At 54.9% G+C, this 24,433-nt stretch carries 28 protein-coding genes and 1 tRNA gene; 12 read left to right on the top strand and 17 right to left on the bottom strand.

Annotated features, from left to right (window positions below; translation table 11 throughout):
• Positions 1–303 precede the first annotated feature (303 nt).
• A tRNA-Phe gene (locus ACOTX3_RS09050) sits at positions 304–379 on the bottom strand.
• Between the two features lie 169 nt (positions 380–548).
• Here ACOTX3_RS09050 and ACOTX3_RS09055 point away from each other — a divergent pair.
• Entirely contained in the window at positions 549–1,394 is an 846-nt protein-coding gene (locus tag ACOTX3_RS09055; protein WP_040020545.1) for an AraC family transcriptional regulator, read from the top strand.
• A gap of 36 nt (positions 1,395–1,430) precedes the next feature.
• A complete protein-coding gene (locus ACOTX3_RS09060) occupies positions 1,431–2,021 on the top strand; it encodes a LysE family translocator (protein WP_020688994.1) in 591 nt (196 codons plus the stop codon).
• Here ACOTX3_RS09060 and ACOTX3_RS09065 read toward each other — a convergent pair.
• From ACOTX3_RS09065 to aspA, 5 genes are all read right to left on the bottom strand, one after another.
• On the bottom strand, positions 2,018–2,593 hold the full coding sequence (locus ACOTX3_RS09065; protein WP_057071266.1) for a transcriptional regulator: 576 nt from the start codon (positions 2,591–2,593) through the stop codon (positions 2,018–2,020). The two genes, ACOTX3_RS09060 and ACOTX3_RS09065, sit on opposite strands and share 4 nt — an antisense overlap.
• A 48-nt stretch (positions 2,594–2,641) precedes the next feature.
• Positions 2,642–4,342, bottom strand: a complete 1,701-nt coding sequence (locus tag ACOTX3_RS09070; RefSeq protein WP_058678919.1) for a protein-disulfide reductase DsbD — start codon at positions 4,340–4,342, stop codon at positions 2,642–2,644.
• Positions 4,318–4,641, bottom strand: a complete 324-nt coding sequence (cutA, locus tag ACOTX3_RS09075) for a divalent cation tolerance protein CutA (RefSeq protein ID WP_038985610.1) — start codon at positions 4,639–4,641, stop codon at positions 4,318–4,320. The genes ACOTX3_RS09070 and cutA overlap by 25 nt, the downstream gene beginning before the upstream one ends.
• Before the next feature lie 113 nt (positions 4,642–4,754).
• Positions 4,755–6,056 (bottom strand): anaerobic C4-dicarboxylate transporter, encoded by a 1,302-nt coding sequence (locus ACOTX3_RS09080; protein ID WP_013095257.1) that lies wholly within the window; start codon positions 6,054–6,056, stop codon positions 4,755–4,757.
• Positions 6,057–6,172: 116 nt separating this feature from the next.
• A complete protein-coding gene (gene aspA, locus ACOTX3_RS09085) occupies positions 6,173–7,609 on the bottom strand; it encodes an aspartate ammonia-lyase (protein WP_003855923.1) in 1,437 nt (478 codons plus the stop codon).
• A gap of 335 nt (positions 7,610–7,944) precedes the next feature.
• On the opposite strand from aspA, the gene ACOTX3_RS09090 reads away from it, so the two are divergent.
• Entirely contained in the window at positions 7,945–8,409 is a 465-nt protein-coding gene (locus ACOTX3_RS09090; protein ID WP_013095258.1) for an FxsA family protein, read from the top strand.
• Positions 8,410–8,446: 37 nt separating this feature from the next.
• Here the strand turns inward: ACOTX3_RS09090 and yjeH are convergent, their stop codons facing one another.
• On the bottom strand, positions 8,447–9,667 hold the full coding sequence (gene yjeH / locus ACOTX3_RS09095) for an L-methionine/branched-chain amino acid transporter (protein WP_058678918.1): 1,221 nt from the start codon (positions 9,665–9,667) through the stop codon (positions 8,447–8,449).
• 178 nt (positions 9,668–9,845) lie between these two features.
• Between yjeH and ACOTX3_RS09100 the strand changes: the two genes are divergently transcribed.
• Positions 9,846–10,139, top strand: coding sequence for a co-chaperone GroES (locus tag ACOTX3_RS09100; RefSeq protein ID WP_003855929.1), 294 nt, complete (start codon positions 9,846–9,848; stop codon positions 10,137–10,139).
• A 39-nt stretch (positions 10,140–10,178) separates the two neighbouring features.
• Positions 10,179–11,825, top strand: coding sequence for a chaperonin GroEL (gene groL, locus ACOTX3_RS09105; RefSeq protein WP_013095260.1), 1,647 nt, complete (start codon positions 10,179–10,181; stop codon positions 11,823–11,825).
• A gap of 89 nt (positions 11,826–11,914) precedes the next feature.
• On the opposite strand, the gene ACOTX3_RS09110 is transcribed toward groL, so the two are convergent.
• Together ACOTX3_RS09110 and ACOTX3_RS09115 are read right to left on the bottom strand one after the other, a co-directional pair.
• Positions 11,915–12,376 (bottom strand): YjiG family protein, encoded by a 462-nt coding sequence (locus ACOTX3_RS09110; protein ID WP_023622425.1) that lies wholly within the window; start codon positions 12,374–12,376, stop codon positions 11,915–11,917.
• A complete protein-coding gene (locus ACOTX3_RS09115) occupies positions 12,357–13,034 on the bottom strand; it encodes a nucleoside recognition domain-containing protein (protein WP_013095262.1) in 678 nt (225 codons plus the stop codon). The genes ACOTX3_RS09110 and ACOTX3_RS09115 overlap by 20 nt, the downstream gene beginning before the upstream one ends.
• Positions 13,035–13,288: 254 nt before the next feature.
• Between ACOTX3_RS09115 and ACOTX3_RS09120 the strand changes: the two genes are divergently transcribed.
• Positions 13,289–13,642, top strand: coding sequence for a DUF4156 domain-containing protein (locus tag ACOTX3_RS09120; protein ID WP_013095263.1), 354 nt, complete (start codon positions 13,289–13,291; stop codon positions 13,640–13,642).
• Between the two features lie 47 nt (positions 13,643–13,689).
• Here ACOTX3_RS09120 and epmB read toward each other — a convergent pair whose 3' ends face one another.
• The gene (gene epmB, locus ACOTX3_RS09125; RefSeq protein ID WP_020688987.1) at positions 13,690–14,718 is read right to left on the bottom strand and encodes an EF-P beta-lysylation protein EpmB; all 1,029 of its coding nucleotides are present in this window, start codon (positions 14,716–14,718) and stop codon (positions 13,690–13,692) included.
• 40 nt (positions 14,719–14,758) lie between these two features.
• Between epmB and efp the strand changes: the two genes are divergently transcribed.
• From efp to ecnB, 3 genes are all read left to right on the top strand, one after another.
• Complete coding sequence (gene efp, locus ACOTX3_RS09130; protein WP_014830362.1) at positions 14,759–15,325, top strand: elongation factor P; 567 nt, start codon at positions 14,759–14,761, stop codon at positions 15,323–15,325.
• Between the two features lie 47 nt (positions 15,326–15,372).
• Entirely contained in the window at positions 15,373–15,504 is a 132-nt protein-coding gene (locus ACOTX3_RS09135) for an entericidin A/B family lipoprotein (protein WP_013095266.1), read from the top strand.
• 108 nt (positions 15,505–15,612) lie between these two features.
• On the top strand, positions 15,613–15,759 hold the full coding sequence (ecnB, locus tag ACOTX3_RS09140) for a lipoprotein toxin entericidin B (protein WP_003025482.1): 147 nt from the start codon (positions 15,613–15,615) through the stop codon (positions 15,757–15,759).
• A gap of 37 nt (positions 15,760–15,796) precedes the next feature.
• Here ecnB and ACOTX3_RS09145 read toward each other — a convergent pair whose 3' ends face one another.
• Positions 15,797–16,396, bottom strand: coding sequence for a response regulator transcription factor (locus ACOTX3_RS09145; protein ID WP_020688984.1), 600 nt, complete (start codon positions 16,394–16,396; stop codon positions 15,797–15,799).
• 262 nt (positions 16,397–16,658) lie between these two features.
• Here ACOTX3_RS09145 and sugE point away from each other — a divergent pair, with 262 nt between their 5' ends.
• On the top strand, positions 16,659–16,976 hold the full coding sequence (gene sugE / locus ACOTX3_RS09150) for a quaternary ammonium compound efflux SMR transporter SugE (protein WP_013095268.1): 318 nt from the start codon (positions 16,659–16,661) through the stop codon (positions 16,974–16,976).
• On the opposite strand, the gene ACOTX3_RS09155 is transcribed toward sugE, so the two are convergent.
• Both ACOTX3_RS09155 and ACOTX3_RS09160 read right to left on the bottom strand, forming a co-directional pair.
• Positions 16,973–17,503 (bottom strand): lipocalin family protein, encoded by a 531-nt coding sequence (locus tag ACOTX3_RS09155; protein ID WP_058678917.1) that lies wholly within the window; start codon positions 17,501–17,503, stop codon positions 16,973–16,975. The two genes, sugE and ACOTX3_RS09155, sit on opposite strands and share 4 nt — an antisense overlap.
• Before the next feature lie 158 nt (positions 17,504–17,661).
• Positions 17,662–18,807: a class C beta-lactamase CMH-19 gene (locus ACOTX3_RS09160; protein ID WP_058678916.1), complete on the bottom strand. Its 1,146-nt coding sequence runs from the start codon at positions 18,805–18,807 to the stop codon at positions 17,662–17,664.
• 132 nt (positions 18,808–18,939) lie between these two features.
• Here ACOTX3_RS09160 and ampR point away from each other — a divergent pair, with 132 nt between their 5' ends.
• A complete protein-coding gene (gene ampR / locus ACOTX3_RS09165; RefSeq protein WP_013095271.1) occupies positions 18,940–19,815 on the top strand; it encodes a LysR family transcriptional regulator AmpR in 876 nt (291 codons plus the stop codon).
• Positions 19,816–19,844: 29 nt separating this feature from the next.
• On the opposite strand, the gene frdD is transcribed toward ampR, so the two are convergent.
• Genes frdD through frdA form a run of 4 tightly spaced genes read right to left on the bottom strand, consistent with a single transcriptional unit; the run spans position 19,845 to position 23,138 of the window.
• Positions 19,845–20,204, bottom strand: coding sequence for a fumarate reductase subunit FrdD (gene frdD, locus ACOTX3_RS09170; protein WP_013095272.1), 360 nt, complete (start codon positions 20,202–20,204; stop codon positions 19,845–19,847).
• Between the two features lie 10 nt (positions 20,205–20,214).
• On the bottom strand, positions 20,215–20,610 hold the full coding sequence (frdC, locus tag ACOTX3_RS09175; RefSeq protein ID WP_013095273.1) for a fumarate reductase subunit FrdC: 396 nt from the start codon (positions 20,608–20,610) through the stop codon (positions 20,215–20,217).
• Between the two features lie 10 nt (positions 20,611–20,620).
• Positions 20,621–21,355: a fumarate reductase iron-sulfur protein gene (gene frdB / locus ACOTX3_RS09180; protein ID WP_013095274.1), complete on the bottom strand. Its 735-nt coding sequence runs from the start codon at positions 21,353–21,355 to the stop codon at positions 20,621–20,623.
• Complete coding sequence (gene frdA, locus ACOTX3_RS09185) at positions 21,348–23,138, bottom strand: fumarate reductase (quinol) flavoprotein subunit (RefSeq protein ID WP_013095275.1); 1,791 nt, start codon at positions 23,136–23,138, stop codon at positions 21,348–21,350. Before frdA ends, frdB begins: the two co-directional genes overlap by 8 nt.
• 309 nt (positions 23,139–23,447) lie before the next feature.
• On the opposite strand from frdA, the gene epmA reads away from it, so the two are divergent.
• Positions 23,448–24,425, top strand: a complete 978-nt coding sequence (epmA, locus tag ACOTX3_RS09190) for an elongation factor P--(R)-beta-lysine ligase (RefSeq protein ID WP_058678915.1) — start codon at positions 23,448–23,450, stop codon at positions 24,423–24,425.
• The last annotated feature ends 8 nt before the right edge of the window (positions 24,426–24,433 follow it).

Genomic DNA, 24,433 nt, shown 5'->3' on the forward strand with positions numbered 1-24,433 from the left:
GAAGTGAAACGCCGTAGCGCCGATGGTAGTGTGGGGTCTCCCCATGTGAGAGTAGGGAACTGCCAGGCATCAAATAAGAAGAACCCCGTACCGTAAGGTGCGGGGTTCTTTGCTTTGCACGCCAGAAAATATGCCGGATGGCGGCTTCGCCTTGCCTACAAAACCTGTAGGCCCGGTAAGCGCAGCGCCACCGGGCATGGCAGATCGCACGATCCCACGGTAAAGAGAAACAAGAATACTGAAGAAGGGATTTATAGATGCAGAAAAGCAAAAACCCAGCCATAGGCTGGGTTCTTTAAATAGTGGTGCCCGGACTCGGAATCGAACCAAGGACACGGGGATTTTCAATCCCCTGCTCTACCGACTGAGCTATCCGGGCAACGGAGCGCATTAAACCGCAATCCTGCCCGAGCGTCAACATTATTTAGGGAAAAGCTGTTCAACTGCTTAAGTTTGCGGCAATCTGTCGGTTTATGCGACGAAAGTGCACAAATCTTCCAGACAGAACCCGTTCACTGCAGCAATGCTGATAGTAAGAGGAGGGCAGTATGGCGAACGACTGGCTTGAGCTGCGTCAGCATGCAGAGACGGGCATTGAGACGATTAAAGCGCACTTCGAAGGGCATGCCTACGATCCGCACTGGCACGACAGCTATCTGGTAGGGATCACCCTTTCGGGTACTCAACAGTTTCACTGCCGCCGCGTGCGTCATCGTAGTCAACCGGGGGATGCGTTTTTACTGGAACCGGGTGAGATCCATGATGGTGACGCACCTGTAGAAGGCGGCTTTACCTATCTTACCTTTTATCTGGATGAGCAGTGGCTAACACGTACGCTGCGCGGATTATATGACGCTACGCCTGACAGCTATTCACTGCACTTTTCTCAAACGCTGACGCGCGAGCCACGGCTGGTACGTAGCATCGGTGAGACCTTTGCCACACTGCATAACGCGGAGATGAAAATCGTTCAGCAGAGCGCGATGGATAATTTGCTCTCTCAGATCACCGCCCACTGCCACTGGCGTAAGCGGCTCCCGTCTCAACGGCAAAGCGCTGCCGTCGCGCATCGTGCACGCGATTACCTCTACGCGCATATGGACGAAAACGTCGGGTTGTCGGATCTGGCACGTGAGACGGGAACCGACCGCTTCACGCTGACGCGCTGTTTTAAACGCGAGTTTCACCTGGCACCGCATGCGTGGCTTATTCAGCTACGCCTTGCAAAAGCTCGCCAGTTGCTGGCTCATGGTGAGCTGCCCGTGGATGTGGCATCGGCGGTAGGCTTTGCCGACCAAAGCCACCTTGGACGCTGGTTCCAGCGAGCATACCGTATATCGCCAGCCTATTACCGTCGGCTGTGCACAAACCTTCCAGACGTTTCCAGAAAATAGCGGCACATTGATGGCTCTGATAATAAGGAGCCATCTGTGAGTACAATACCTTTTCTGCTGTTTGCCTTTGTCGCTTCGATAACGCCAGGGCCGACCAATATCCTCATTCTCACCAACAGCCAGCACTTCGGCATCAAAAAAACCGTTCCGGCCATTCTTGGAGGATGCATGGCGGCGAGCATGATTGTGCTGGTTTCAGGTGCCGGTGCAGGGGAAGTGCTTCGCCAGTACCCCCTGATTCGTCAGATGATGAGCTGGGCAGGGGTGTTATGGCTAAGCTGGATGAGCTGGCAGTTATTTAACGCGCCTGCAGCAAACCTCTCTGCGAAGACGCATACCCGTTTTACCGCGCAAGCTGCAGCCCTGTTGCAGATCGTAAACCCGAAAACCTGGATGATGGCGCTGGCGGTTGTCAGCCTGTTTGCCCCTGCAAGCGAGCACGCGCTGCGGGATATAGCGCTGATGGCGCTGTGGTTCCTGGCCATCTCGGTGGTGTGTCTGATGTGCTGGGCGTGGCTGGGGAAGGCGGTAAATAAATTCTTTCGCACCACCGTGGCGATGGTGCGATTTCAGCGGCTGATGGCATTGTGCCTGCTTGTCTCAGCCTGGGCTGGGGTGCTGGCTTAGGTCAACGCGCCGCCCATGCGGCACTGGGCAAAGCGCAGGATGTCCTCTGCCAGGCGGTGAGCGGTATCCACATCGGCCTGGCTACGGTTTACCAGCATACGGCTCAGGCAGCCTTCCAGCACCAGCTCCATTTGCTTTGCCACCATTGCCGGATCATCCACTTCAAGCGTTGTCAGCAGTTCGTGGGTGAAGTCGTGCGCCGCCCGTTTTTGCTGATCCGCCAGCTGATGGATCGGATGGCCTGGATCGGGGTAGTACGTGCAGGCGGCGATAAACAGACAACCCGGATAGCGGTTGTTACTTACACATTCCGTCAGCGCGGTATAGCGCGCCAGCAGCTTCTGTTCGGCGGTCAGTTCTTCATTCAACATCAGCTGCCTGCGCCAGATATCAACCTGCTGGCTGAGGTAGTGCAGGGCATCATAAAGCAGCGCCTCTTTATCGGGCCAGAAGCGCGTAAGCTCATCCAGAGGGTAATCGATACGGTCGGCTACCATCTCAAGCGTGGTGCTGGCGATCCCTTGAATCTCAAGTAATTGCAGGGCTTGTCCCAGTACGTCTTCGCGTTGCACGGTTCTCTCCTCCGTTATTCCCAACGGTTGTCCCGTTTAAAGTGTTGTTTACGGTTGGCGATCGCGCAAATGCGCGCTGAAAGCCGCCGCGTCCATAAACCCGGTCACACGCTGCCCTGGCTGTTCTTCACCTTGTTGATTGAAGAACAGAATGGTCGGCAGCCCGAGCACGTTAAGTTGCTTCAGCAGGGCTTTATCCTGCGCATTGTTGGCGGTCACGTTTGCCTGAAGCAGAACGGTCCCGTTTAGCGCACCTTGCACCTGCGGGTCGCTAAAGGTGTACTTTTCAAACTCTTTGCAGGCAACGCACCAGTCTGCGTAGAGATCGAGCATCACCGGTTTGCCGCGCGCCTGGGCCAGAGCCTGATTAAGATCATCCACGTTCTTAATCTGGATGAAATTCAGATGCGCCTGATTCTGAGCCACTGGCGTGCCAAATGCCCAATCCTGAAGTGGACGCACGCTTACCAGCGCAGCGGCGAGCAGGACGATTTGTACCAGACGCATCCACGCGCTTTTTGCCCCCAGACTGACGATAAACGCCCAGGAGAAGAACGCTACGCCGAGCATCGCCCACAGGCGCATCCCCCAGACGTCACCGACAATACGCTCCAGCAGGAAGACCGGCAGCGCCAGAATGACAAAGCCAAACGCGGTTTTCACCGTCTCCATCCACGGCCCGGTCTTCGGCAGCAGGCGGTTGCCAAATACCGTGACCAGGATCAGCGGCAGACCCATCCCAAGCGCGTAAAGGTACAACGTACCGCCGCCAAGCCACATATTACCGCTCTGGGCGATATAGAGCAGAATCGCGCTAAGCGGTGCAGTGGTGCAGGGCGAACAAATCAGCCCGGCGATAGCTCCCATCGCAAACACACCACCTGCTGACCCCCCCTGTTGGCGGTTGCTGAGCAGCGTTAAGCGGGTTTGCAGGGAAGACGGCAGTTGCAGGGTGAACAGGCCAAACATCGACAATGCCAGCAGGATAAACACCACCGACAGGCCGATAAGGACATAAGGGTGCTGAAGAGCCGCCTGGAACTGTAAGCCGGCCGCCGCAACCACGAGGCCGAGTGCCGTATAGGTTAACGCCATTCCCTGCACGTAAATAAAGGCAAGCAGTAGCGCGCGGGCGGTGCTAAGACGCTGTTTTCCGCCCAGCACTATCCCGGAGATCAACGGGTACATCGGCAGTACGCATGGCGTGAAGGCGATGCCGATACCTATCAGCAAGGCCCAGAGCGCGGAGAAAGGGAGGTCTGACGCAGGCTCACCTTCACGCTTGACCTCTGCAGGAAGAGGAGCAACGTTGGCGGCAGACGCTTTAACTTCACTAAGCGGAACGACCTTGGTTTCTGGGGGATAGCAGAAGCCTGCATCGGCACAGCCCTGGTAAGTAACGGTGAGCGTAGCGCCTTTGTCTGCCTGTTGCACCGTTACGGGCACGCTTAAGTGCTGGCGATAAATCTCGCTTTTGCCGTAAAACTCATCCTCGTGCCATTCGCCCGCAGGCAGTTGCAGCGCGCCCACGCTTGCGTGAGCGGGTGTGATACTGACCTGCTTACGATACAGGTAATAGCCCTCTTTCACCTGCCAGGTGAGGTTGAGGTCATGCTGGTTTTGCTGGAAATCGAAAACAAATGCCTGATCGGCAGGAATAAAGTTCGAACGGCCGGGCGCGTCAAACAACCCGGCAAAGACTGACGTGCTGCACAGCAGCAGGATCAGCGTAAGGAAACGTTGAGCCATGAGAGATAATCGTTATCACCGTGGAGCACTGGCAATACCAGCAGTTCCGGAGTTTGGTAAGGATGATGAGATTTGAGGCAGTCAAGAAGCGCCTGCTGGTTTGCCAGGTTGGTTTTGAGCAACATCTGGACTTCGTACTCCTGCTCCAGTTTGCCTTCCCAGTAATAAAGGGAGGTCGCTCCGGGGAGGAGGGTTACACAGGCAGCCAGTTTTTCGGCCAATACTTTGGCGGCGAGATCCTGGGCGGAAGCTTCATCAGGGGCGGTACACAATACGACAACAGCATCAGGCGTGTTCACAAGTCGACCTCCTCATCACGAAAGTGGTCACTATATCACGCAAGGCGATTGGTCATTAATGAAACGGGCCGCAGAGCGGCCCGATTTTAACTATTTTTACAACCCGAAACGGTTTACAGCACGACGCCGCCGATGATAAAGCCGAGGATCACGCACAGCGTAATCGCGACCACACCCGGGATCAGGAACGCATGGTTAAACACATACTTACCGATGCGGGTTGAACCGGTGTCATCCATTTCAACCGCCGCCAGCAGGGTTGGATAAGTGGGCAGAACGAACAGGGCAGAAACGGCAGCAAACGAGGCAATGGCCGTCAGTGGCGTTACCCCCAGCATCAGAGCCGCAGGCATCAGCGCCTTGGTCGTGGCAGCCTGAGAGTAAAGCAGGGTCGCGGCAAAGAACAGCACCACCGCCAGCAGCCATGGGTAGTTGTGCAGCAGGTCACCCGCAACGGTCTGGATATCGCTGATGTGCGCTTTTACGAAGGTATCACCGAGCCATGCCACACCCAGCACGCACACGCAGGCGCTCATACCGGATTTAAAGGTGCTGGCATTCAGCACTTCGCTGGTATCGATTTTACAGGTGATGCTGATCAGGGTTGCGATGGTCAGCATGAATACCACAATCGCTTCGTTACGCGGCAGAACCGGGTTCTGGATGAGGCCTACTGTGTCACTGATGGCCGTCGCGTAGAACATCACCGCCACGATACCGATCAGGAACAGCACCACGGAGCGTTTCGCATGCGGCTTCAGCTTGAAGACCTGGCTACCGCGCAAGCTCACTTCGCCCTTGGCCAGACGTTCCTGATAAACCGGATCGTCTTTCAGTTCAGCGCCGAGGAAGTTACACAGCACGGCGGTGATCATGACTGCAATCAACGTTACCGGAATACAGATCGCCAGCAGCGTCAGATAGCTCACACCCATGGGTTCCAGGATACCGGCGAAGAACACCACTGCCGCGGAGATAGGCGAGGCGGTAATCGCAATCTGGGAGGCCACCACCGCAATAGAGAGCGGGCGAGATGGACGGATACCCTGTTCTTTCGCCACTTCGGTAATCACCGGCAGCGTGGAAAAGGCAGTGTGACCGGTACCGGCGAGAATGGTCATGAACCAGGTCACCAGCGGGGCAAGGAAGGTAATGTATTTAGGATGACGGCGCAGCATACGCTCCGCCAGACTCACCAGGTAGTCCATACCGCCAGCCACCTGCATGGCGGCGATAGCGGCAATAACTGCCATGATGATTTCGATAACGTCAAACGGGATTGCGCCGGGTTTAATCTGAAAGATAAGGGTAAGAACGAGCACCCCGAGACCGCCGGCAAAACCGATGCCGATACCCCCGAGTCTTGCTCCCAAATAAATCGCCAACAGGACGATGACGAGTTCTGCTCCAAACATAAGGACCTGCCTTGCTTATTAACAAGTTGATATTGAATTGTTGTATTTTGGTAACGCCTAAAAAGAAAAAAGGCACGTCACAAGTGACGTGCCTTTCGGAAGCTTAGCCTGAACGGTTACTGTTCGCTTTCATCGGTGTATCGTTTCGCTTTATATGCCGGGTGCATCAGGTTCTGGGCGGAGAAGATATCGTCCAGCTCGGCTTCGGTCAACAGTCCGCGCTCCAGTACGACTTCACGCACGCTCTTACCGGTTTCGGCGCAAATCTTACCGACGATGTCGCCGTTATGGTGGCCAATGAACGGGTTAAGGTAGGTGACGATCCCGATGGAGTTGTACACGTAGCCTTCGCAGACTTCTTTATTCGCGGTAATGCCGTTGATGCATTTTTCCAGCAGGTTATAGCAGGCGTTAGTCAGGATGTGGATAGATTCGAACATCGCCTGGCCAATCACGGGCTCCATGACGTTCAGCTGCAGCTGACCGGCTTCAGAGGCCATGGTTACGGTCGTATCGTTACCAATAACCTTGAAGCAAACTTGGTTCACCACTTCTGGCACTACCGGGTTCACTTTCGCTGGCATGATGGACGAACCGGCCTGCAGTTCTGGCAGGTTGATTTCGTTCAGGCCAGCGCGTGGGCCGGAAGAGAGCAGGCGCAGGTCATTACAGATTTTGGACAGTTTCACCGCCAGACGTTTCAGGGCGCTGTGTACCATGACGTAGGCGCCGCAGTCGGAGGTGGCTTCAATCAGGTCTTCCGCAGGCACCACCGGCAGGTTAGAGACTTCAGCCAGTTTCTGAACCGCCAGCTGCTGATAGCCATCCGGGGTGTTCAGACGCGTACCGATGGCGGTGGCGCCCAGGTTCACTTCCAGCAGCAGCTCGGAGGTGCGCAGCAGGTTTTTGGTTTCTTCATTCAGCAGCACGTTAAACGCGTGGAATTCCTGACCGAGGGTCATTGGTACCGCGTCCTGCAACTGGGTACGCCCCATTTTCAGAATGTCCTGGAACTCAACCGCTTTGCGCTGGAAACCGTCGCCCAGCTGGTTGATGGCGTCGACCAGTTTCACAACGGAGGCATAAACCGCGATGCGGAAGCCGGTTGGGTAGGCGTCGTTAGTGGACTGACATTTGTTGACGTGATCGTTCGGGTTCAGGTACTGGTATTCACCTTTCTGGTGGCCCATCAGCTCCAGGCCGATATTTGCCAGTACTTCGTTGGTGTTCATGTTGACGGAGGTGCCCGCGCCGCCCTGATAGACGTCAACCGGGAACTGGTCCATGCATTTGCCGTTGTTCAGCACTTCATCGCAGGCCGCGATAATCGCATTTGCCGCGCTTTTAGGAATGGTTTGCAGCTCTTTGTTTGCCAGCGCTGCCGCTTTCTTCACCATCACCATGCCACGGACAAACTCAGGAATGTCGCTGATTTTGCTGTTGCTGATGTAGAAGTTTTCAATCGCTCTCAGAGTGTGGACACCGTAGTAGGCATCCGCTGGAACTTCCCTGGTACCCAACAAGTCTTCTTCGATACGAATGTTGTTTAACATGTGAACCTTCTTTTCAAGCTGCCGATGGATTGTACTAAACACACAGTATTTATGTGGTTTTGAATATTTTCTGACCGACGATTATTCCCTCAATCGGCCAATTGCTCGAGATCATATGCTGATGATAGCGAATTGCCGTAAGCTGGATCACTTATTATGGACCCGATTCCATGATAATTATTAATCTGTGAAATGGGTCACCGCTTTAATATTTCCAAAAAAAATATCCGTGCAAACCGATTGAATTTTAGCTAACCGTCCTCATCTCTTACAGACGCGTGTCGCGAACACATTCAGACAGGGGCCAAAAGGCACCTGCCACACAGGAGATGCCAGTGCGCTGGATACCGTTTATTGCTTTCTTTCTCTATGTTTACATTGAGATTTCAATTTTTATCCAGGTCGCCCATGTGCTGGGCGTCCTGCTGACGCTGATTCTGGTGATTTTCACCTCCGTCATCGGCATGTCGCTGGTGCGTAATCAGGGTTTCAAAAATTTCCTGTTAATGCAGCAGAAGATGGCCGCAGGCGAGAGCCCGGCGGCCGAGATGATCAAAAGCGTATCGCTGATTATTGCTGGTCTGCTGCTGATCCTGCCGGGCTTCTTCACCGACTTCCTCGGTCTGCTGCTGCTGTTGCCGCCGGTGCAAAAACACCTGACCATGAAGCTGCTGCCGCATCTGCGCTTTAGCCGGATGCCGGGCGGCGGGTTCAGCACCGGCCCGGGTGATACGTTTGAAGGGGAATACCAGCGTAAGGATGACCAACACGACCGTTTGGATCATAAAGACGATCGGTAATGTCTTTGCCCGGTGACGCTTCGCTTACCGGGCGCGACTAAAGCGCCACCCACAGCCCTGCCAGCATGACGACAGCGTACATACTCTTCCATCCCACCATCATCAGCAACAGCAGGCAAAGCACTCCCCCGACAACGGCCAGTGCTTTATAGCGACCCTTCAACAGACGACAACCAGCCAGCATGCACAGCAGGTAGATCATAATAAATATGCCGTTGGCATAAATGATCAGTGCATCCAGATTGATCTTAAGCGCGTAAATACACAACGTGCTCACAACGCAACTTCCCAGCACGAGATTCAGCGCATTCAACGGCAGCTGACGCTTAGACAACTGCGCAAGACGGCTCTGCGGTTTATTGCGCGCTTGAGACCACACCAGCCGCGCAAAGCTCTGGATGTAAATATTGAGGCTGGCAAAACAGGCCAGATAGCCAATCACACAGGCCACCCACAGCGCTTTTACGCCAAACAGCTGTACCACGATACCCGGCAGCGAAGCGGCGGCTGCTTTATCTGCGCCAAAGGCGTCGAAGTGCAGCACCAGCACAGTACAGGCCCAGTAAACCGTGCCTGCGACCAACAGGCCAATCATCAGGGCTCGCGGAAAATCGCGCTCGGGATGCTTAAACTCCGACGCCAGATGGGCGAACGCTTCCAGACCGACAAAACACCAGAACATGACTGACAGCGCAGCGAAGAGCTGCGCATGATTGATATCGGTGATGGCCGGGAAGGGGATCTCCTCGACGCGAATATCACCTGCCCACCAGATAGCGGCGATGAGCGCGACAATCAGCACCGCGACGATCGTCTGCAGGTTAGCGCTGGAACTGGCCCCGCGTGAGCCCACACACCAGACGATAGCCAGCGTACCCAGTTCAGCCAGCAGCAGTGCTTCGTCATGCCAGCCGAAGAGCGCTTGCCCAAAGCCGGTTGCGATATGCAACGCCGCAGGCAGACCAACCGGAATGACGGAAAGGAACAGCCAGCCGGTGACGCGCTCCAGTCGTGGGCCAAACGCCATGCCGACAAAGTGCGCCACGCCGCCCGCGCTGGGAAAATGCCTTCCCAGAATGGCGAACACGAGCGCAACCGGGAACACCAGCACAATCAGCACCGGCCACGCCCACAGGCTGTTATTACCGGCAACCAACGCCGCCAGTGCGGGCACCGCAAACACCCCTGTTCCTAACAAGGAGGTTGAGAGCAGACCTACCCCCTGCGCCAGCCCCAACTCCTGTTTGAGTCCACTCATTGACATCGTCCCGTCACCATTCAAAGAGAGCCGATGGTAACACTTTCGCAAATTTTTTTTCGACTCCCCCTTGAAGGGGTAAAAAGCTATCCCCATCTCTCAGGGCACTAGCCGGAAAACCGTGTGCGGCCCGGCGTCATCCATAACTGATAATGACTTTCTCAAAGGAGAGCTATCAATGAGTATTCGTCCGTTACATGATCGTGTGATCGTCAAACGTAAAGAAGTTGAAACCAAGTCTGCTGGCGGCATCGTTCTGACGGGTTCTGCAGCAGCAAAATCAACGCGTGGCGAAATCATCGCTGTCGGTAAGGGCCGCATCCTGGAAAACGGAACTGTGCAGCCACTGGACGTTAAAGTTGGTGACATCGTCATTTTCAACGATGGCTACGGCGTGAAATCCGAGAAGATCGACAATGAAGAAGTGTTGATCATGTCCGAGAGCGACATTCTGGCAATTGTTGAAGCGTAATTAACGCACGAAACTGTACGAATTTGAGGAAATAAGAACATGGCAGCTAAAGACGTAAAATTCGGTAACGACGCTCGTGTAAAAATGCTCCGCGGCGTAAACGTACTGGCAGACGCAGTGAAAGTCACCCTGGGCCCGAAAGGCCGTAACGTAGTGCTGGATAAATCCTTCGGCGCGCCAACCATCACCAAAGATGGTGTTTCCGTTGCACGTGAAATCGAGCTGGAAGACAAGTTCGAAAACATGGGCGCGCAGATGGTGAAAGAAGTGGCCTCTAAAGCGAACGACGCTGCAGGCGACGGTACCACCACCGCGACTGTACTGGCGCAGGCAATCATCACTGAAGGTCTGAAAGCCGTTGCTGCGGGCATGAACCCAATGGATCTGAAACGTGGTATCGACAAAGCTGTCGCGTCCGCTGTTGAAGAACTGAAAGCGCTGTCTGTACCATGCTCTGACTCTAAAGCGATTGCTCAGGTAGGTACCATCTCCGCTAACTCCGACGAAACCGTAGGTAAACTGATCGCTGAAGCGATGGACAAAGTCGGTAAAGAAGGCGTGATCACCGTTGAAGACGGTACCGGTCTGGAAGACGAACTGGACGTGGTTGAAGGTATGCAGTTTGACCGCGGTTACCTGTCCCCATACTTCATCAACAAGCCAGAAACTGGCGCTGTTGAACTGGAAAGCCCGTTCATCCTGCTGGCTGATAAGAAAGTCTCCAACATCCGCGAAATGCTGCCAGTGCTGGAAGCCGTTGCGAAAGCAGGCAAGCCGCTGGTTATCATCGCTGAAGACGTTGAAGGCGAAGCGCTGGCGACCCTGGTGGTTAACACCATGCGTGGCATCGTGAAAGTGGCTGCGGTTAAAGCACCTGGCTTCGGCGACCGTCGTAAAGCTATGCTGCAGGACATCGCTACCCTGACCGGTGGTACCGTAATCTCTGAAGAGATCGGTATGGAGCTGGAAAAAGCGACCCTGGAAGACCTGGGCCAGGCGAAACGTGTTGTGATCAACAAAGACACCACCACCATCATCGATGGCGTAGGTGAAGAGTCCGCTATTCAGGGCCGTGTTGCTCAGATCCGTAAGCAAATTGAAGAAGCAACGTCTGATTACGACCGTGAAAAACTGCAGGAGCGCGTAGCGAAACTGGCAGGCGGCGTTGCGGTAATCAAAGTCGGTGCGGCTACCGAAGTTGAAATGAAAGAGAAAAAAGCACGCGTTGACGATGCCCTGCACGCGACCCGTGCTGCGGTAGAAGAAGGCGTGGTTGCTGGTGGTGGTGTTGCGCTGGTGCGTGTTGCCGCCAAACTGGCTGGCCTGTCCGGTCAGAACGAAGACCAGAACGTGGGTATCAAAGTTGCGCTGCGCGCGATGGAAGCGCCTCTGCGTCAGATCGTTTCCAACGCCGGTGAAGAGCCATCTGTTGTTACCAACAACGTGAAAGCGGGCGAAGGTAACTACGGTTACAACGCGGCAACAGAAGAATACGGCAACATGATCGACTTCGGTATCTTGGATCCAACTAAAGTGACCCGTTCTGCTCTGCAGTATGCGGCATCTGTAGCTGGCCTGATGATCACTACCGAGTGCATGGTGACCGACCTGCCTAAAGGCGACGCACCTGATTTAGGTGCTGCTGGTGGTATGGGCGGCATGGGTGGTATGGGCGGCATGATGTAATTGCCCCCTTCGCCCGGCAGCCATCAGGCGTTGGGCGTATCTACCTCTTAATAAAAAACCCCGGGCATCGCTGTCCGGGGTTTTTTGTTTTAGAACAGCAGTTGCATGACCCACATAGAGAGCAGAGCGTTAATTACGCAGACGCCAATAATATGCGGATAGTATTTAGGGTTTACCCCTGCCGTACCGAGACAGCGGCCGGTGTTTTGCACCGGATTACCCATCAGATAGATAGCCGGAAGCAGTACGGTGGCGTCATGCCCGCTGAGCGACCCTGCCACCACCAGGCTTGCGCAGACGCCCACGCCGCCGCCCATGCTCATCACCGACGCCAGCAACACGGTGGCGGCTTCTCCGGGCAGCCCCCACAGCGCCATAATCGGCTCGCAAACGCGGCCAACGATATCCAGCAATCCTGTTACCTTCAGCGCCTGGATGATCACAAAGGCCATTACGACGTTTGGCAGCAGGCTGGTGGTGGCGATGGTAAAGCCACGGCGAGCGCCGTCGATAAAGAGATCCATCAGGTTTTTACGCACTTCGGCGGTCATCTTCTCTCTCCTTGATCTGACGGGTTTCCATGTGCGCAATCCATGCTCTGAGAAAATTGGCACCTATAAATTTAAAGACAAGAATCACTGCCAGCGGGGTGATAACCGGCACGGTGATGCTGGTGAACAGCGCCGCGCCGGACGAGAAGTAATTGGTGATAATTGCGCTACCGCTGGTCTGAAAGGTGGCGAAAATCGCTCGTTCCCTGTCGCTGATAACGCCTTCATCGGCGAGCTCTTTGGTCATACCTGCAGCCGCATCGGTGTTTTGCAAATTGGCGATAAGCGCCAGAGAACAAATGCCTGGAATGCCCAGCAACGGTTTCAAAACGGGCGTCATCAATTGCTGTGCCGCCCGCAGCCCGCCCAGCCCTTCGGTCACTGAAATGATGCCCAGCGACAAAATAACAGACGGTGCCAGTTCCAGCGCAAACAGAAAGCCATCTTTTGCGCCGGTACCGCCTGTGCCGCGAAAAGAGACGCTTGCGGCGCCTTCGCCGTTAACCTGACCAAATGTGCCGTTCAGCACGGTGAAATCAAAGACTCGCCACCATTCGGTGGCTTTGGCGAAAAAGCCAGAAAAGAAAATGATGGTTAGAAAGAAAGCGAGATACCCCACCCACGTCACTTTCCCCTGATTCGGGGATACTTCACTCATGTTGCCTCCTGTTTTTATGTTTCCCTGTCACCACACGCGCAAAAAATAAGCCGGTGGCCTGTCACTAAAAACGAAAAAGCATAAAAAAACGATATCCGCGGGGTGATTATCAGAATTCATTTAGGGGAGGCGAAGGCACCATTCGTGCTTGATATCTCGCAGAAACGCACGGAGGTTTTTCTTTTGGTCATCTTTTTAGTATAAGGTTTACACACGGACAACTACTGTCCAGCTTATTGAAAACGAGGAATAACATGCGCGTAAAAGTCTGTGCAGGGATTGTAGGAGCAGCATTGCTGCTGGCGGGTTGTAGCTCCAGCAATGAGCTGACTGCAGCGGGTCAGGGCGTTCGCTTTGTGGAAGATAAGCCGGGTAACGAGTGCCAGTTTTTAGGCACGGCAACCGGTGAGCAAAGCAACTGGATGTCGGGTCAGCACGGCGAAGAGGGCGGCTCTATGCGTGGCGCGGCCAATGCCCTGCGTAACCAGGCCGCGGCGATGGGTGGCAACGTGATTTACGGAGTAAGCAGCCCGACGCAGGGAATGTTATCCAGCTTCGTGCCAACCGCCAGCCAGATGAATGGCCAGGTCTATAAGTGCCCGAACTGATTGCCTTTTTCCCTCTCCCGCCGGGAGAGGGTTAGGCTGAGGGGAAACTAGCTCTGTCTTAGCTGCAAATCCAGCGGCGTCTTGCTCGGTTCACCGCCAATCTCACGCGCCAGCTTCGGCACCATATAGCCTGACACCAGCGTTAACAGTTCACGCACGATCTGCCGGGCTTCTTCATCCGTCACCATGAAATGGGCCGCACCCTGAACGCGATCCAGCACGTGCAGGTAATAGGGCATCACTCCCGCATCAAACAGCGCATTGCTGAGGTCCGCCAGCACGCGGGCATTATCATTTACGCCGCGCAGCAGCACGCTCTGGTTCAGAAGCGTCACGCCTGCCTTGCGTAAACGCACCATTGCCGCACGAAATGCATCATCAATTTCATTGGCGTGATTGATATGGTTCACCAGCAGCACCTGCAGGCGGGACTGCTCAAGGCGTGAGACCAGTCCGTCGGTGATACGTGCCGGAATAACAATCGGCAGACGGCTGTGTATGCGCAGGCGCTTAATATGCGGAATGGCTTCAAGCTGGGTCAGCAGCCAGTCCAGCTCATGATCTTTCGCCATCAGCGGATCGCCACCGGAAAAAATGATCTCATCCAGCTCAGAATGGGCGGCGATATAGTCCAGCGCGACCTGCCAGTTGCGTTTATTGCCCTGATTTTCGGCATACGGGAAGTGTCGACGGAAGCAATAACGGCAATTTACCGCACAGCCACCTTTCACCAGCAGCAGCGCACGGTTCAGATACTTGTGCAGCAAACCGGGTACCACGCTGTTCTGCTCTTCCAGCGGATCGGTGCTATAGCCCGGTGCCGTAATGAACTCTTCCTGTGCGGTAAGCGTCTGTTTTAATAATGGATCGTCAGGATTGCCTTTCTCCATACGGGCAACAAACGCGCGGGGAACGCGCAGGGCGAAAAGCCGCTTCGCCTCCCGGCCAGCCAGCAAATCGGTATGCTGTTCGAGCTCAAGAAGACGCAGTAATTCATCAGGACTGGTGATTACATCGGCAAGTTGCGATAACCAATCTTCTCTGGACGGGGTGTTTAGGGTTACAATATGCGCCATTTTGTGGCTAAGCTACCAGTTAACAAATTTAGAGGGCCTTATGGCAACGTACTATAGCAACGATTTTCGTGCTGGTCTTAAAATCATGTTGGACGGCGAACCGTATGCGGTTGAAGCCAGCGAATTCGTTAAACCAGGTAAAGGCCAGGCATTTGCACGCGTTAAGCTGCGCCGCCTGCTGACCGGTACCCGTGTCGAAAAAACCTTCAAGTCTACTGACTCCGCTGAAGGCGCTGATGTTGTCGATATGAACCTGACTTACCTGTACAACGACGGTGAGTTCTGGCACTTCATGAACAACGAAACGTTCGAACAGCTGTCTGCTGACGCTAAAGCCATTGGCGATAGCGACAAATGGCTGCTGGATCAGGCTGAGTGCATCGTGACCCTGTGGAACGGCCAGCCTATCGCGGTTACCCCACCGAACTTCGTTGAACTGGAAATCGTTGAAACTGACCCAGGTCTGAAAGGTGACACCGCCGGTACAGGTGGTAAGCCAGCGAAACTGTCTACCGGTGCCGTGGTTAAAGTGCCACTTTTCGTACAGACTGGCGAAGTGATCAAAGTGGATACCCGCTCCGGCGAATACGTATCTCGCGTGAAGTAAGTGTTAAGGCGCAGCGTTGCTGCGCCTGATTTTTGCAGGCAGGGATGATGAAACGCACCGTTAAAATTCTGCTTCTGTTAGCGCTGTCCAGCGCGTTGCTTTCCGGCTGTAATACCACACGTGGAATGGGGGAGGATATCCAGGATCTCGGCCATATCATTTCTCACGCCGCCAGCTAATCCCGTCTAATTTTCCTAAAAATGCTTCCTTTTCCGTCAACTGGCGGGATCTTGTCTATTCTTAAGTTGCTATACACAAAACAACTCTGGCTATAAAAGGAAGATATTATGGTTAAGAAGACAATTGCAGCGATCTTTTCAGTTCTGGTACTTTCTTCAGTATTAACGGCCTGTAATACCACGCGCGGCGTTGGTCAGGACATTTCTGAAGGCGGTAGTGCAATCTCCGGCGCGGCAACAAAAGCTCAGCAGTAATTTAAAAACGGTACGGGCCCGGACGGGTTTCGTACCGTCAGTTTTCTGATTCCTGCAGAGATAAAAACGGGGAAAAGCGCGTATCCATATGCAATTTCATGCGGATATTTCGCTTATAGGTATAGACCGTTTTTCCATTGATACTCAGGTGAGTGGCAATCTTCTGATTGCTTGCGCCATCCATCCACAGCGTCAACACCTTCTCCTCCTGGCGAGTGAGCAGAGGGGCCGCGACCGCAGGGATCTCAACGCTTGCGCGAGTCGTCAGGGCGTCGTTGATGACCGTCGCCAGCGTCTCCAGTCCGACATTTTTGGTAAGCGAAGCCCATATCGGAAATTGGGACAGAAAGCCTGCCATCTCTTTATCTTCCCCCGACTGCAGCAAAATGAAAGGCACTTTTTCACTGGCGTTCAGCAGGGAAGAAAGCTGCTGGAAATGATGAATGTCCTGCATAAAGCCGTGCAGATCGGCGATAACCACCGATGGATCCCACTGCAGAATATGCTCTCTGGCGAGGATGAGATTATTCAGCCCGGTCACGACGAAGTGCCCGGGAAACAAACCGGAATGATTGAGCCATGCTTCAAACCCCGCGCGGGTGAAGTGACATCGGTCAATCAAAAGAATTTTGAACATAATAGATTCGCAGTCGGCTAGTGGTTTGGCTTCCTGCCATCAGAAAGCACATCATGATAGAGAAGTCGGATGAGTGATAAATGCCTGAACTACGCGCCATACTGAGGCTATTTCTTGCCTTAACAGGTTCAGCACAAAGGGATTGAAAAAAAATCGTTCGTTAACCAAAATAAGTGACCTAATCTATGCCTTACGGGACGACCCGTAAGCGTTTCGTTCACCGGGGACGGCCCCAACTTGCAGTTAAGTTAAGGAGCCTGAAATGTCCTGGATTATTCTTGTTATCGCCGGTCTGCTCGAAGTGGTTTGGGCAATTGGTCTGAAGTACACCCACGGATTTACCCGCCTGACACCCAGCGTGATTACCGTTACCGCCATGATTGTGAGTATTGTGCTGCTCTCCTGGGCGATGCGCTCTTTGCCGGTGGGGACGGCCTATGCTGTCTGGACGGGCATTGGTGCAGTGGGCGCGGCGATTACCGGGATTTTGCTGCTGGGAGAGTCGGCGAGTCTGGCGCGTATCGCCAGCCTCGCGTTGATTGTGTGCGGTATCATTGGGCTGAAACTCAGCGCCCACTAATGCGGTTGTTCTACCCAGATGAGTTTTGACACATCAAACCCTTGCCGGGTCGCAACGTCCAGCATCTGCTGTTTCATCTCTGACGAAATGGTCGGCGTGCGGGAGAGTATCCATAAATAGTCGCGATCCGGCCCGCAGACCAGCGCATGGCGGTACTCTCTGTCGAGGGCGATGACATTGTACCCGCCATAGAACGGGCCAAAGAACGAGACTTTTAGCGCGGCCCGGCGCGGGTCGCCGGTAAAGTACGCTTTTCCCGTCGACTGTTGCCACATCTGCCGATCCGGATTGTATCCACGGTTGATCACCTGAATACCCCCGTCGTCCATCGAACTGTAATGTGCTGTGACTTTCTCTAACCCCCGCTCAAACCGATGATCGAGCCGGGCGATTTCATACCAGGTTCCGAGGAAACGTTGAGCGTCGAAATTACTTACAACAGTGACGCCGGAGGGAGGGGTAGGGGAACTGCAGGCAACCACTAAAAACACGGCTGTCACCGCGGCGATAACAGGCAGAATGCGCATAGGAGTTTCCTTACTGTTTTTTGTTAAGTGTAGATGACAGCAGGGAAATTGCGGAAGATTGTGCAGCGTGTTTCGCCGGGTGGCGCTGCGCTTACCCGGCCTATACAACGCGTAAATTTTGTAGGCCGGGTAAGGCGAAGCCGCCACCCGGCAAAGGTTTAGTGTAGCGCGTCGAGGATACGGTAAGCCGTTTCCACCCGTACCGGGTTCGGATAGCTTTTATTTGCGAGCATCACAATACCGATCTGCTTTTCAGGAATAAACGCCACGTAGCTGCCAAACCCACCCGTAGAGCCCGTTTTATGCACCCAGGAGGCTTTTACTGGCGGAGCCGGAGGATTCACTTCTGCGACCGGCAACGGCGCCAGTGCAACCTTATTATCGCTGCCATCCACCACGGTTTTGGCATCGACCGGCCAGTTGAGCATCTCCCAGCCTAACCCTTGATACATGGCACCCACGCGCCAGTAGCGAGACTGCGCCAGCGCAATACCCTGCTGCAGAGTGGACGGCGGGAGTGTCTCAGGTGCCATATTGGCCATCACCCAGCTCGCCATATCTTTGACGTTAGATTTCACGCCATAGGCTTCTGCATCCAGCATACCAGGCGAAACGTGGACCGCTTTTCCCTCACGATAACCCCATGCGTAGTGCGGCTCTTCAGCGTGTGGAACGTTTATCCACGTATGGTTGAGTTTCAGGGGCTTAAAGACCCGCTCCGCCATGGCCTGCTCGAAGCGCATGCCGGAAGGTTTAACGGCCAGTGAGCCAAACAAACCGATGCTGGTGTTGGCGTACAGACGCGTGGTACCCGGTGCCCACTTTGGCTGCCAGGACTGGTAGAAACGCAGCAGAGAGGCGTTATCGGTGACATCATCCGGTACCTGCAACGGCAATCCGCCTGCGGTATAGGTTGCCAGGTCGAGCAGGCGAATGCCTTGCCACTGCTTGCCCGTCAAATCAGGCCAATATTTCGTGACCGGGTCGGCCAGCGAAATCTCTTTGCGGGCAATGGCATCGCCACCCAGCACGCCGGTGAAGGTTTTGCTGACGGAGCCCAGCTCAAATAAGGTTTGCGGCGTGACGGGCTTATTCGCCGCAACGTCTGCTTTACCGAAAGTAAAATAGTGTGGCTGGCCCTGATAAATGACGGCCACGGCCATACCGGGTATGGCCTGCGCCTTCATCAGGGGCGTAACGGTACGTTCCACGACGTCAGCCAGCTGTTTTTCTGACATCGGCGCGGCAAAAGCAGAGCAGGCAACGCTGAGCAGCAGGGCGCAGCTTAGGGATTTTTTCATCATCAGTTATCTTCCGTAATAGCGAATCAAGGGGATGTCCGGGCCCGTCAGACGTTCGTAGTCTGGGTGATTTGACTGAGGCTGACAAACGGTTAAATTTAGCATTAGCTGTTAATTTTTCTAACGGAAGGAACCATGACACGCAGCTATCTCCCTCTTAATTCGCTTCGGGCGTTCGAAGCCGCCGCCAGGCACCTCAGTTTTACTCATGCCGCGATTGAGCTGAATGTGACCCATTCCGCGATTAGCCAGCACGTGAAGGCGCTGGAACAACACCTTAACTGCCAGCTGTTTGTCCGCGTTTCGCGCGGGTTGATGTTAACCACCGAAGGCGAGAATCTGCTGCCGGTGCTGAATGACTCCTTCGATCGTATCGCAGGCATGCTGGATCGCTTTGCTAACCATCGGGCGCAGGAGAAGCTGAAAATTGGCGTGGTGGGGACCTTTGCCACTGGGGTGTTATTTTCACAGCTGGATGATTTCCGTCGCAGTTATCCGCATATCGATCTTCAGCTTTCCACGCACAACAATCGCGTCGATCCGGCAGCTGAGGGGCTTGATTACACCATTCGCTACGGTGGGGGAGCGTGGCACGGCACGGAGGCGACGTTCCTCTGTTCAGCGCCGCTGGCACCACTTTGCACGCCGGACATTGCAGCCGCGCTGCACACCCCTGCCGATATCCTGAAGTTTACCCTGCTGCGCTCTTACCGGCGCGACGAGTGGACAGCCTGGATGCAGGCCGCCGGAGAAAACCCGCCTTCACCCACGCATCGGGTGATGGTGTTTGATTCGTCGGTCACTATGCTGGAGGCCGCACAGACAGGCACAGGCATTGCTATCGCCCCTGTCGATATGTTTACCCATCTGCTGAACAGCGAGCGCATTGTGCAGCCGTTTACGACGCAGATTGATCTTGGCAGTTACTGGCTAACGCGGCTGCAGTCACGCGCCCAAACCCCGGCAATGCGTGAATTTGCTCAGTGGCTGGTGGGGAAGATGCAGAAATAACAGGCCCGCCGGAGGGCGGGCCTGGTGTGTCAGATAGTGACTACGGCAATCAGTGTGACCACGGTCAGGATGGTTGCCAGACCGTAGAACACCCATTTACCGCTCGGTACGTGGATCTTAAGATCATGCATCGCATGATGGATACGGTGCAGGCCGCACCACAGCGGCAGGACAATCATCAGGAAGATGAATACCCGACCAATAAAACTACCTGCAAATGCCAGGACGCGCTCATAGCTCAGCGCATCACCGGGGAACAGACCCAGCGGCAGCATAATGCCGACCAGCAGTATAATGACAGGCGCAATGATGGCACTCCACATGCCGCCTGCGCCAAAGAGGCCCCAGAAGACCGGCTCGTCTGAACGTTTTGGATTTGGATTGATCACAATAGTCTCCTTACCAGAACAGTGCGACAAACAGAATGACCACAGAGACCACTGCCGTCACTGCCCAAAGCCCTTTAATGACCGGCTCTGGCCCCATTTTTTCGCCTTTTACGATAATATTCGCCGCTTTTGGCGCCAGTTCAAACCAGGTTTTGGTATGAAGCAGGGCGGCTGCGAGCACAATCAGGTTCAGGATCACGATGATCGGGTTTTGCAGGAACCCGACAAAACTGGCCCAGGTTTCAGGACCATGTTTGAGGGCAAAGACGCCATACATCAGTTCAAGGCTGAACCAGACCGCAGGCACCGCAGTGCCTTCACGCAGCATATAGAAGCGATAAAACGGCAGTTTCTTCCACCAGGTGGACGGCATCGGCCGCACGTAGGCTTTGCGTTTAGTCGTCATCATGCACTCCTTAGCGTGGTTTCAGGGTGGCGATAAGAAAGTCTTTCGAGCTTTCCACTTTACCCTGCTGAATAGCGGCGGCCGGGTCGACGTGCTTCGGACAGACTTCGGAGCAGTAGCCCACAAAAGTACAGCTCCAGACGCCGTTCTGGCTGTTAAGCTGCGGCATACGTTCTTTTTTACCGTGGTCGCGGCTATCCTCGTTGTAGCGGTGCGCCAGCGTGATCGCCGCCGGGCCGATGAACTCAGGGTTCAGGCCAAACTGTGGACACGCGGCGTAGCAAAGACCGCAGTTGATGCACCCGGAGAACTGATGGTATTTCGCCATCTGGGCGGGTGTCTGGGTATTCGGTCCCTGATCCGGCGTGCGCGGGTTGCCAATGATGTACGGCTTAATGGCTTCCAGGCTTTCGATAAAGTGGGTCATATCGACCACCAGATCGCGCTCAATCGGGAAGTTGCCCAGCGCTTCAACCTTGATGCCTTTGGTGTAATCACGCAGGAAGGTTTTACAGGCCAGTTTCGGTACTTTGTTCACCATCATGCCGCAGGAGCCGCAGATGGCCATGCGGCAGGACCAGCGGTAGCTCAGGTCCGGTGCCAGGTTATCCTTGATATAGCCGAGCGCATCCAGCAGAGAGGTTTGCTCGTCATAGGGCACTTCATAGAAAGCGCTGTGTGGCGCGGTGTCCACTTCCGGGTTGTAGCGCACCACTTCAACTTTCAGTGTTTGCATCTCAGCCATTCGCCTTCTCCTTCTTCTCGGCGGCTTCTGCTTCTGCGCCGTAAACGCGTTTAGCCGGTGGCAGCGTTGTGATCTTCACGTCGCTGTAGTCCAGACGAGTGGTGCCATCCGCGTCGCGCCAGGCGAGGGTGTGTTTCAGGAAATTGACGTCGTCACGCTCGGTGCAGCCCTCATCAAGACGCTGATGTGCCCCGCGTGACTCTTTGCGTGCCAGCGCAGAGTGCGCCATACATTCCGCGACGTTCAGGCCGTGACCGAGCTCGATGGTATAAAGCAGGTCGGTGTTGAACACGCTGGAGGTGTCGGTGATGCGCACGCGTTTGAAACGCTCCTGCAGTTCCGCCAGCTTATCGACAGTTTTCTGCATCAGCTCTGGTGTACGGTAGATACCGCAGCCCTCTTCCATCGACATGCCCATTTCGTCGCGGATTTTCGACCAGTTTTCGTTGCCTTCCTGATTGACCAGATCCTTCAGCCGTTTCTCTACGTCAGCGACCTGCGCGTCCAGTGCTGCGCCGTTGGCTTCGCCCGCCGTTGCGGCACGCTCCATCGCGCGTTCGCCCGCCATGCGGCCAAAGACAACCAGCTCCGCCAGCGAGTTTGACCCGAGACGGTTGGCACCGTGCAGGCCGACAGAGGAGCATTCGCCGACGGCGAACAACCCTTTGATGCGCGTTTCACACTGCTGGTCGGTTTCGATCCCACCCATGGTGTAGTGCGCTGTTGGGCGTACCGGAATCGGCTCTTTCACCGGGTCGACACCCACGTAGGCTTTTGCCAGCTCGCAGATGAACGGCAGACGTTCCAGCAGTTTCTTCTCGCCGAGGTGACGCAGATCGAGGTAGACCACATCGCCACGCGGCGTGGAGATCGTGTTGCCTTTGCGCCACTCATGCCAGAAGGCCTGAGACACTTTGTCGCGCGGGCCGAGCTCCATGTATTTGTTTTTCGGCTCACCGAGCGGCGTTTCCGGGCCCATGCCGTAATCCTGCAGATAACGGTAGCCATTCTTGTTGACCAGAATACCGCCTTCGCCACGGCAACCTTCCGTCATCAGAATGCCGGAACCCGGCAGGCCGGTAGGATGATACTGGACAAATTCCATATCGCGCAGCGGTACGCCGTGGCTGAGCGCCATGCCCATACCGTCACCGGTGACGATGCCGCCGTTGGTGTTGTAGCGATAAACCCGGCCCGCGCCGCCCGTTGCCATCACTACCGCGTTAGCGCGGATCTGCACGAGCGTGCCTTCCATCATGTTCATCGCCACCAGACCACGCGCGTGACCGTCATCGACCAGAATATCGAGGACAAAATGTTCGTCAAAACGCTGGATTTGTGGGAACTGAAGGGAGGTCTGGAACAGGGTGTGCAGCATGTGGAAGCCGGTCTTATCAGCGGCAAACCAGGTGCGTTCAATTTTCATTCCGCCGAAGCGGCGAACGTTGACGCTGCCGTCCGGACGGCGACTCCACGGGCAGCCCCACTGTTCAAGCTGGGTCATCTCCGTTGGACAGTGATGTACAAAGTAGTCAACGACATCCTGTTCGCAAAGCCAGTCGCCCCCTGCAACCGTGTCGTGGAAATGGTATTCGAAGCTGTCATGATCCTGCGCAACGGCGGCGGATCCTCCTTCTGCGGCAACCGTGTGGCTGCGCATCGGATAGACTTTTGAAATCAGTGCGATTTTAGCGTTGGGATTAGCCTGTGCTGCAGCAATCGCAGCACGTAATCCCGCTCCGCCAGCGCCTATTACGGCAAGATCGGCTTGAAAAGTTTGCACGACATTCCTCCAGATTTTTGTTATTTCGCAACGCGATAAACTAAAGGTAGCCCACCTGTCCGCAAGGACGATTGCGAAAGCGTTTCCACTGCTCCTTTATGGGTAAAGAAGTATAACCGCGCGAACGGCAGGGAAATTTGACGTGTTCGATTTTTTTGCTGTTCTGTGCGGTGATTTATCATCGTGAATGATGAATTCCGTCACGTGATAGTTGCCCTAAATGAAATGCGATTTTTATTGCGCAAAATTTGTCTCTGTCCGTGCTAACGAGTAGACTTCGTGCCCTTGTCTGAAATCGGAGAATTACCCATGAGCGAAACGGCCACCTGGCAGCCGAGCGCATCCATCCCCAATCTGCTGAAACGCGCTGCAATTATGGCGGAGATCCGCCGCTTCTTTGCCGACCGCGGAGTCCTTGAGGTGGAAACGCCGTGCATGAGTCAGGCTACGGTAACGGATATTCATCTGGTGCCGTTTGAAACCCGTTTTGTTGGCCCCGGCCATTCACAGGGCATGAACCTCTGGCTGATGACCAGCCCGGAATACCACATGAAACGCCTGCTGGCGGCAGGGTGTGGCCCGGTGTATCAGTTGTGCCGCAGTTTCCGTAATGAAGAGATGGGGCGTCACCATAATCCGGAATTCACCATGCTGGAGTGGTACCGTCCGCATTACGATATGTACCGCCTGATGAACGAGGTGGACGATCTGCTGCAGCAGGTTCTCGACTGCTCAGAAGCGGAAACGCTCTCTTATCAGCAGGCTTTCCAGCGTTATCTGGAAATTGATCCACTGTCAGGGGATAAAACCCAGCTGCGCGAAGTCGCGGCAAAACTGGATCTGAGCAACGTGGCGGATACTGAAGAAGATCGCGACACGCTGCTGCAACTGCTCTTCACCTTTGGGGTTGAACCGCAGATTGGCAAAGATCGTCCGACTTTCGTCTACCACTTCCCGGCAAGCCAGGCTTCTCTGGCGCAGATCAGCACTGAAGATCACCGCGTGGCGGAGCGTTTTGAGGTCTATTACAAGGGCATTGAGCTGGCGAATGGTTTCCACGAACTGACCGACGCCCGCGAACAGCAGCAGCGTTTTGAGCAGGATAACCGCAAGCGCGCCGCGCGCGGTCTGCCGCAGCAGCCTATTGATACTAACCTGCTGGAGGCCCTGAAAGCGGGTCTGCCGGATTGTTCTGGCGTGGCGTTGGGTGTGGATCGTCTGGTGATGCTGGCGCTGGGCGCAGAACAGCTGGGCGATGTGATTGCTTTTACCGTCGATCGAGCCTGACGGCAGTA

The organism is Enterobacter cloacae complex sp. IR5384 (assembly GCF_049237265.1).
In the GTDB taxonomy this organism is placed as follows: Bacteria; Pseudomonadota; Gammaproteobacteria; order Enterobacterales; family Enterobacteriaceae; genus Enterobacter; species Enterobacter cloacae.

Coding starts and splice junctions, on each gene's coding strand:
- ACOTX3_RS09055 (WP_040020545.1), top strand. CDS start 549: ATGGCGAACGACTGGCTTGAGCTGCGTCAGCATGCAGAGACGGGCATT.
- ACOTX3_RS09070 (WP_058678919.1), bottom strand. CDS start 4,342: ATGGCTCAACGTTTCCTTACGCTGATCCTGCTGCTGTGCAGCACGTCA.
- ACOTX3_RS09080 (WP_013095257.1), bottom strand. CDS start 6,056: ATGTTTGGAGCAGAACTCGTCATCGTCCTGTTGGCGATTTATTTGGGA.
- aspA (WP_003855923.1), bottom strand. CDS start 7,609: ATGTTAAACAACATTCGTATCGAAGAAGACTTGTTGGGTACCAGGGAA.
- yjeH (WP_058678918.1), bottom strand. CDS start 9,667: ATGAGTGGACTCAAACAGGAGTTGGGGCTGGCGCAGGGGGTAGGTCTG.
- ACOTX3_RS09100 (WP_003855929.1), top strand. CDS start 9,846: ATGAGTATTCGTCCGTTACATGATCGTGTGATCGTCAAACGTAAAGAA.
- groL (WP_013095260.1), top strand. CDS start 10,179: ATGGCAGCTAAAGACGTAAAATTCGGTAACGACGCTCGTGTAAAAATG.
- ACOTX3_RS09110 (WP_023622425.1), bottom strand. CDS start 12,376: ATGACCGCCGAAGTGCGTAAAAACCTGATGGATCTCTTTATCGACGGC.
- ACOTX3_RS09115 (WP_013095262.1), bottom strand. CDS start 13,034: ATGAGTGAAGTATCCCCGAATCAGGGGAAAGTGACGTGGGTGGGGTAT.
- ACOTX3_RS09120 (WP_013095263.1), top strand. CDS start 13,289: ATGCGCGTAAAAGTCTGTGCAGGGATTGTAGGAGCAGCATTGCTGCTG.
- epmB (WP_020688987.1), bottom strand. CDS start 14,718: ATGGCGCATATTGTAACCCTAAACACCCCGTCCAGAGAAGATTGGTTA.
- efp (WP_014830362.1), top strand. CDS start 14,759: ATGGCAACGTACTATAGCAACGATTTTCGTGCTGGTCTTAAAATCATG.
- ACOTX3_RS09135 (WP_013095266.1), top strand. CDS start 15,373: ATGAAACGCACCGTTAAAATTCTGCTTCTGTTAGCGCTGTCCAGCGCG.
- ecnB (WP_003025482.1), top strand. CDS start 15,613: ATGGTTAAGAAGACAATTGCAGCGATCTTTTCAGTTCTGGTACTTTCT.
- ACOTX3_RS09145 (WP_020688984.1), bottom strand. CDS start 16,396: ATGTTCAAAATTCTTTTGATTGACCGATGTCACTTCACCCGCGCGGGG.
- sugE (WP_013095268.1), top strand. CDS start 16,659: ATGTCCTGGATTATTCTTGTTATCGCCGGTCTGCTCGAAGTGGTTTGG.
- ACOTX3_RS09155 (WP_058678917.1), bottom strand. CDS start 17,503: ATGCGCATTCTGCCTGTTATCGCCGCGGTGACAGCCGTGTTTTTAGTG.
- ACOTX3_RS09160 (WP_058678916.1), bottom strand. CDS start 18,807: ATGATGAAAAAATCCCTAAGCTGCGCCCTGCTGCTCAGCGTTGCCTGC.
- ampR (WP_013095271.1), top strand. CDS start 18,940: ATGACACGCAGCTATCTCCCTCTTAATTCGCTTCGGGCGTTCGAAGCC.
- frdC (WP_013095273.1), bottom strand. CDS start 20,610: ATGACGACTAAACGCAAAGCCTACGTGCGGCCGATGCCGTCCACCTGG.
- frdB (WP_013095274.1), bottom strand. CDS start 21,355: ATGGCTGAGATGCAAACACTGAAAGTTGAAGTGGTGCGCTACAACCCG.
- epmA (WP_058678915.1), top strand. CDS start 23,448: ATGAGCGAAACGGCCACCTGGCAGCCGAGCGCATCCATCCCCAATCTG.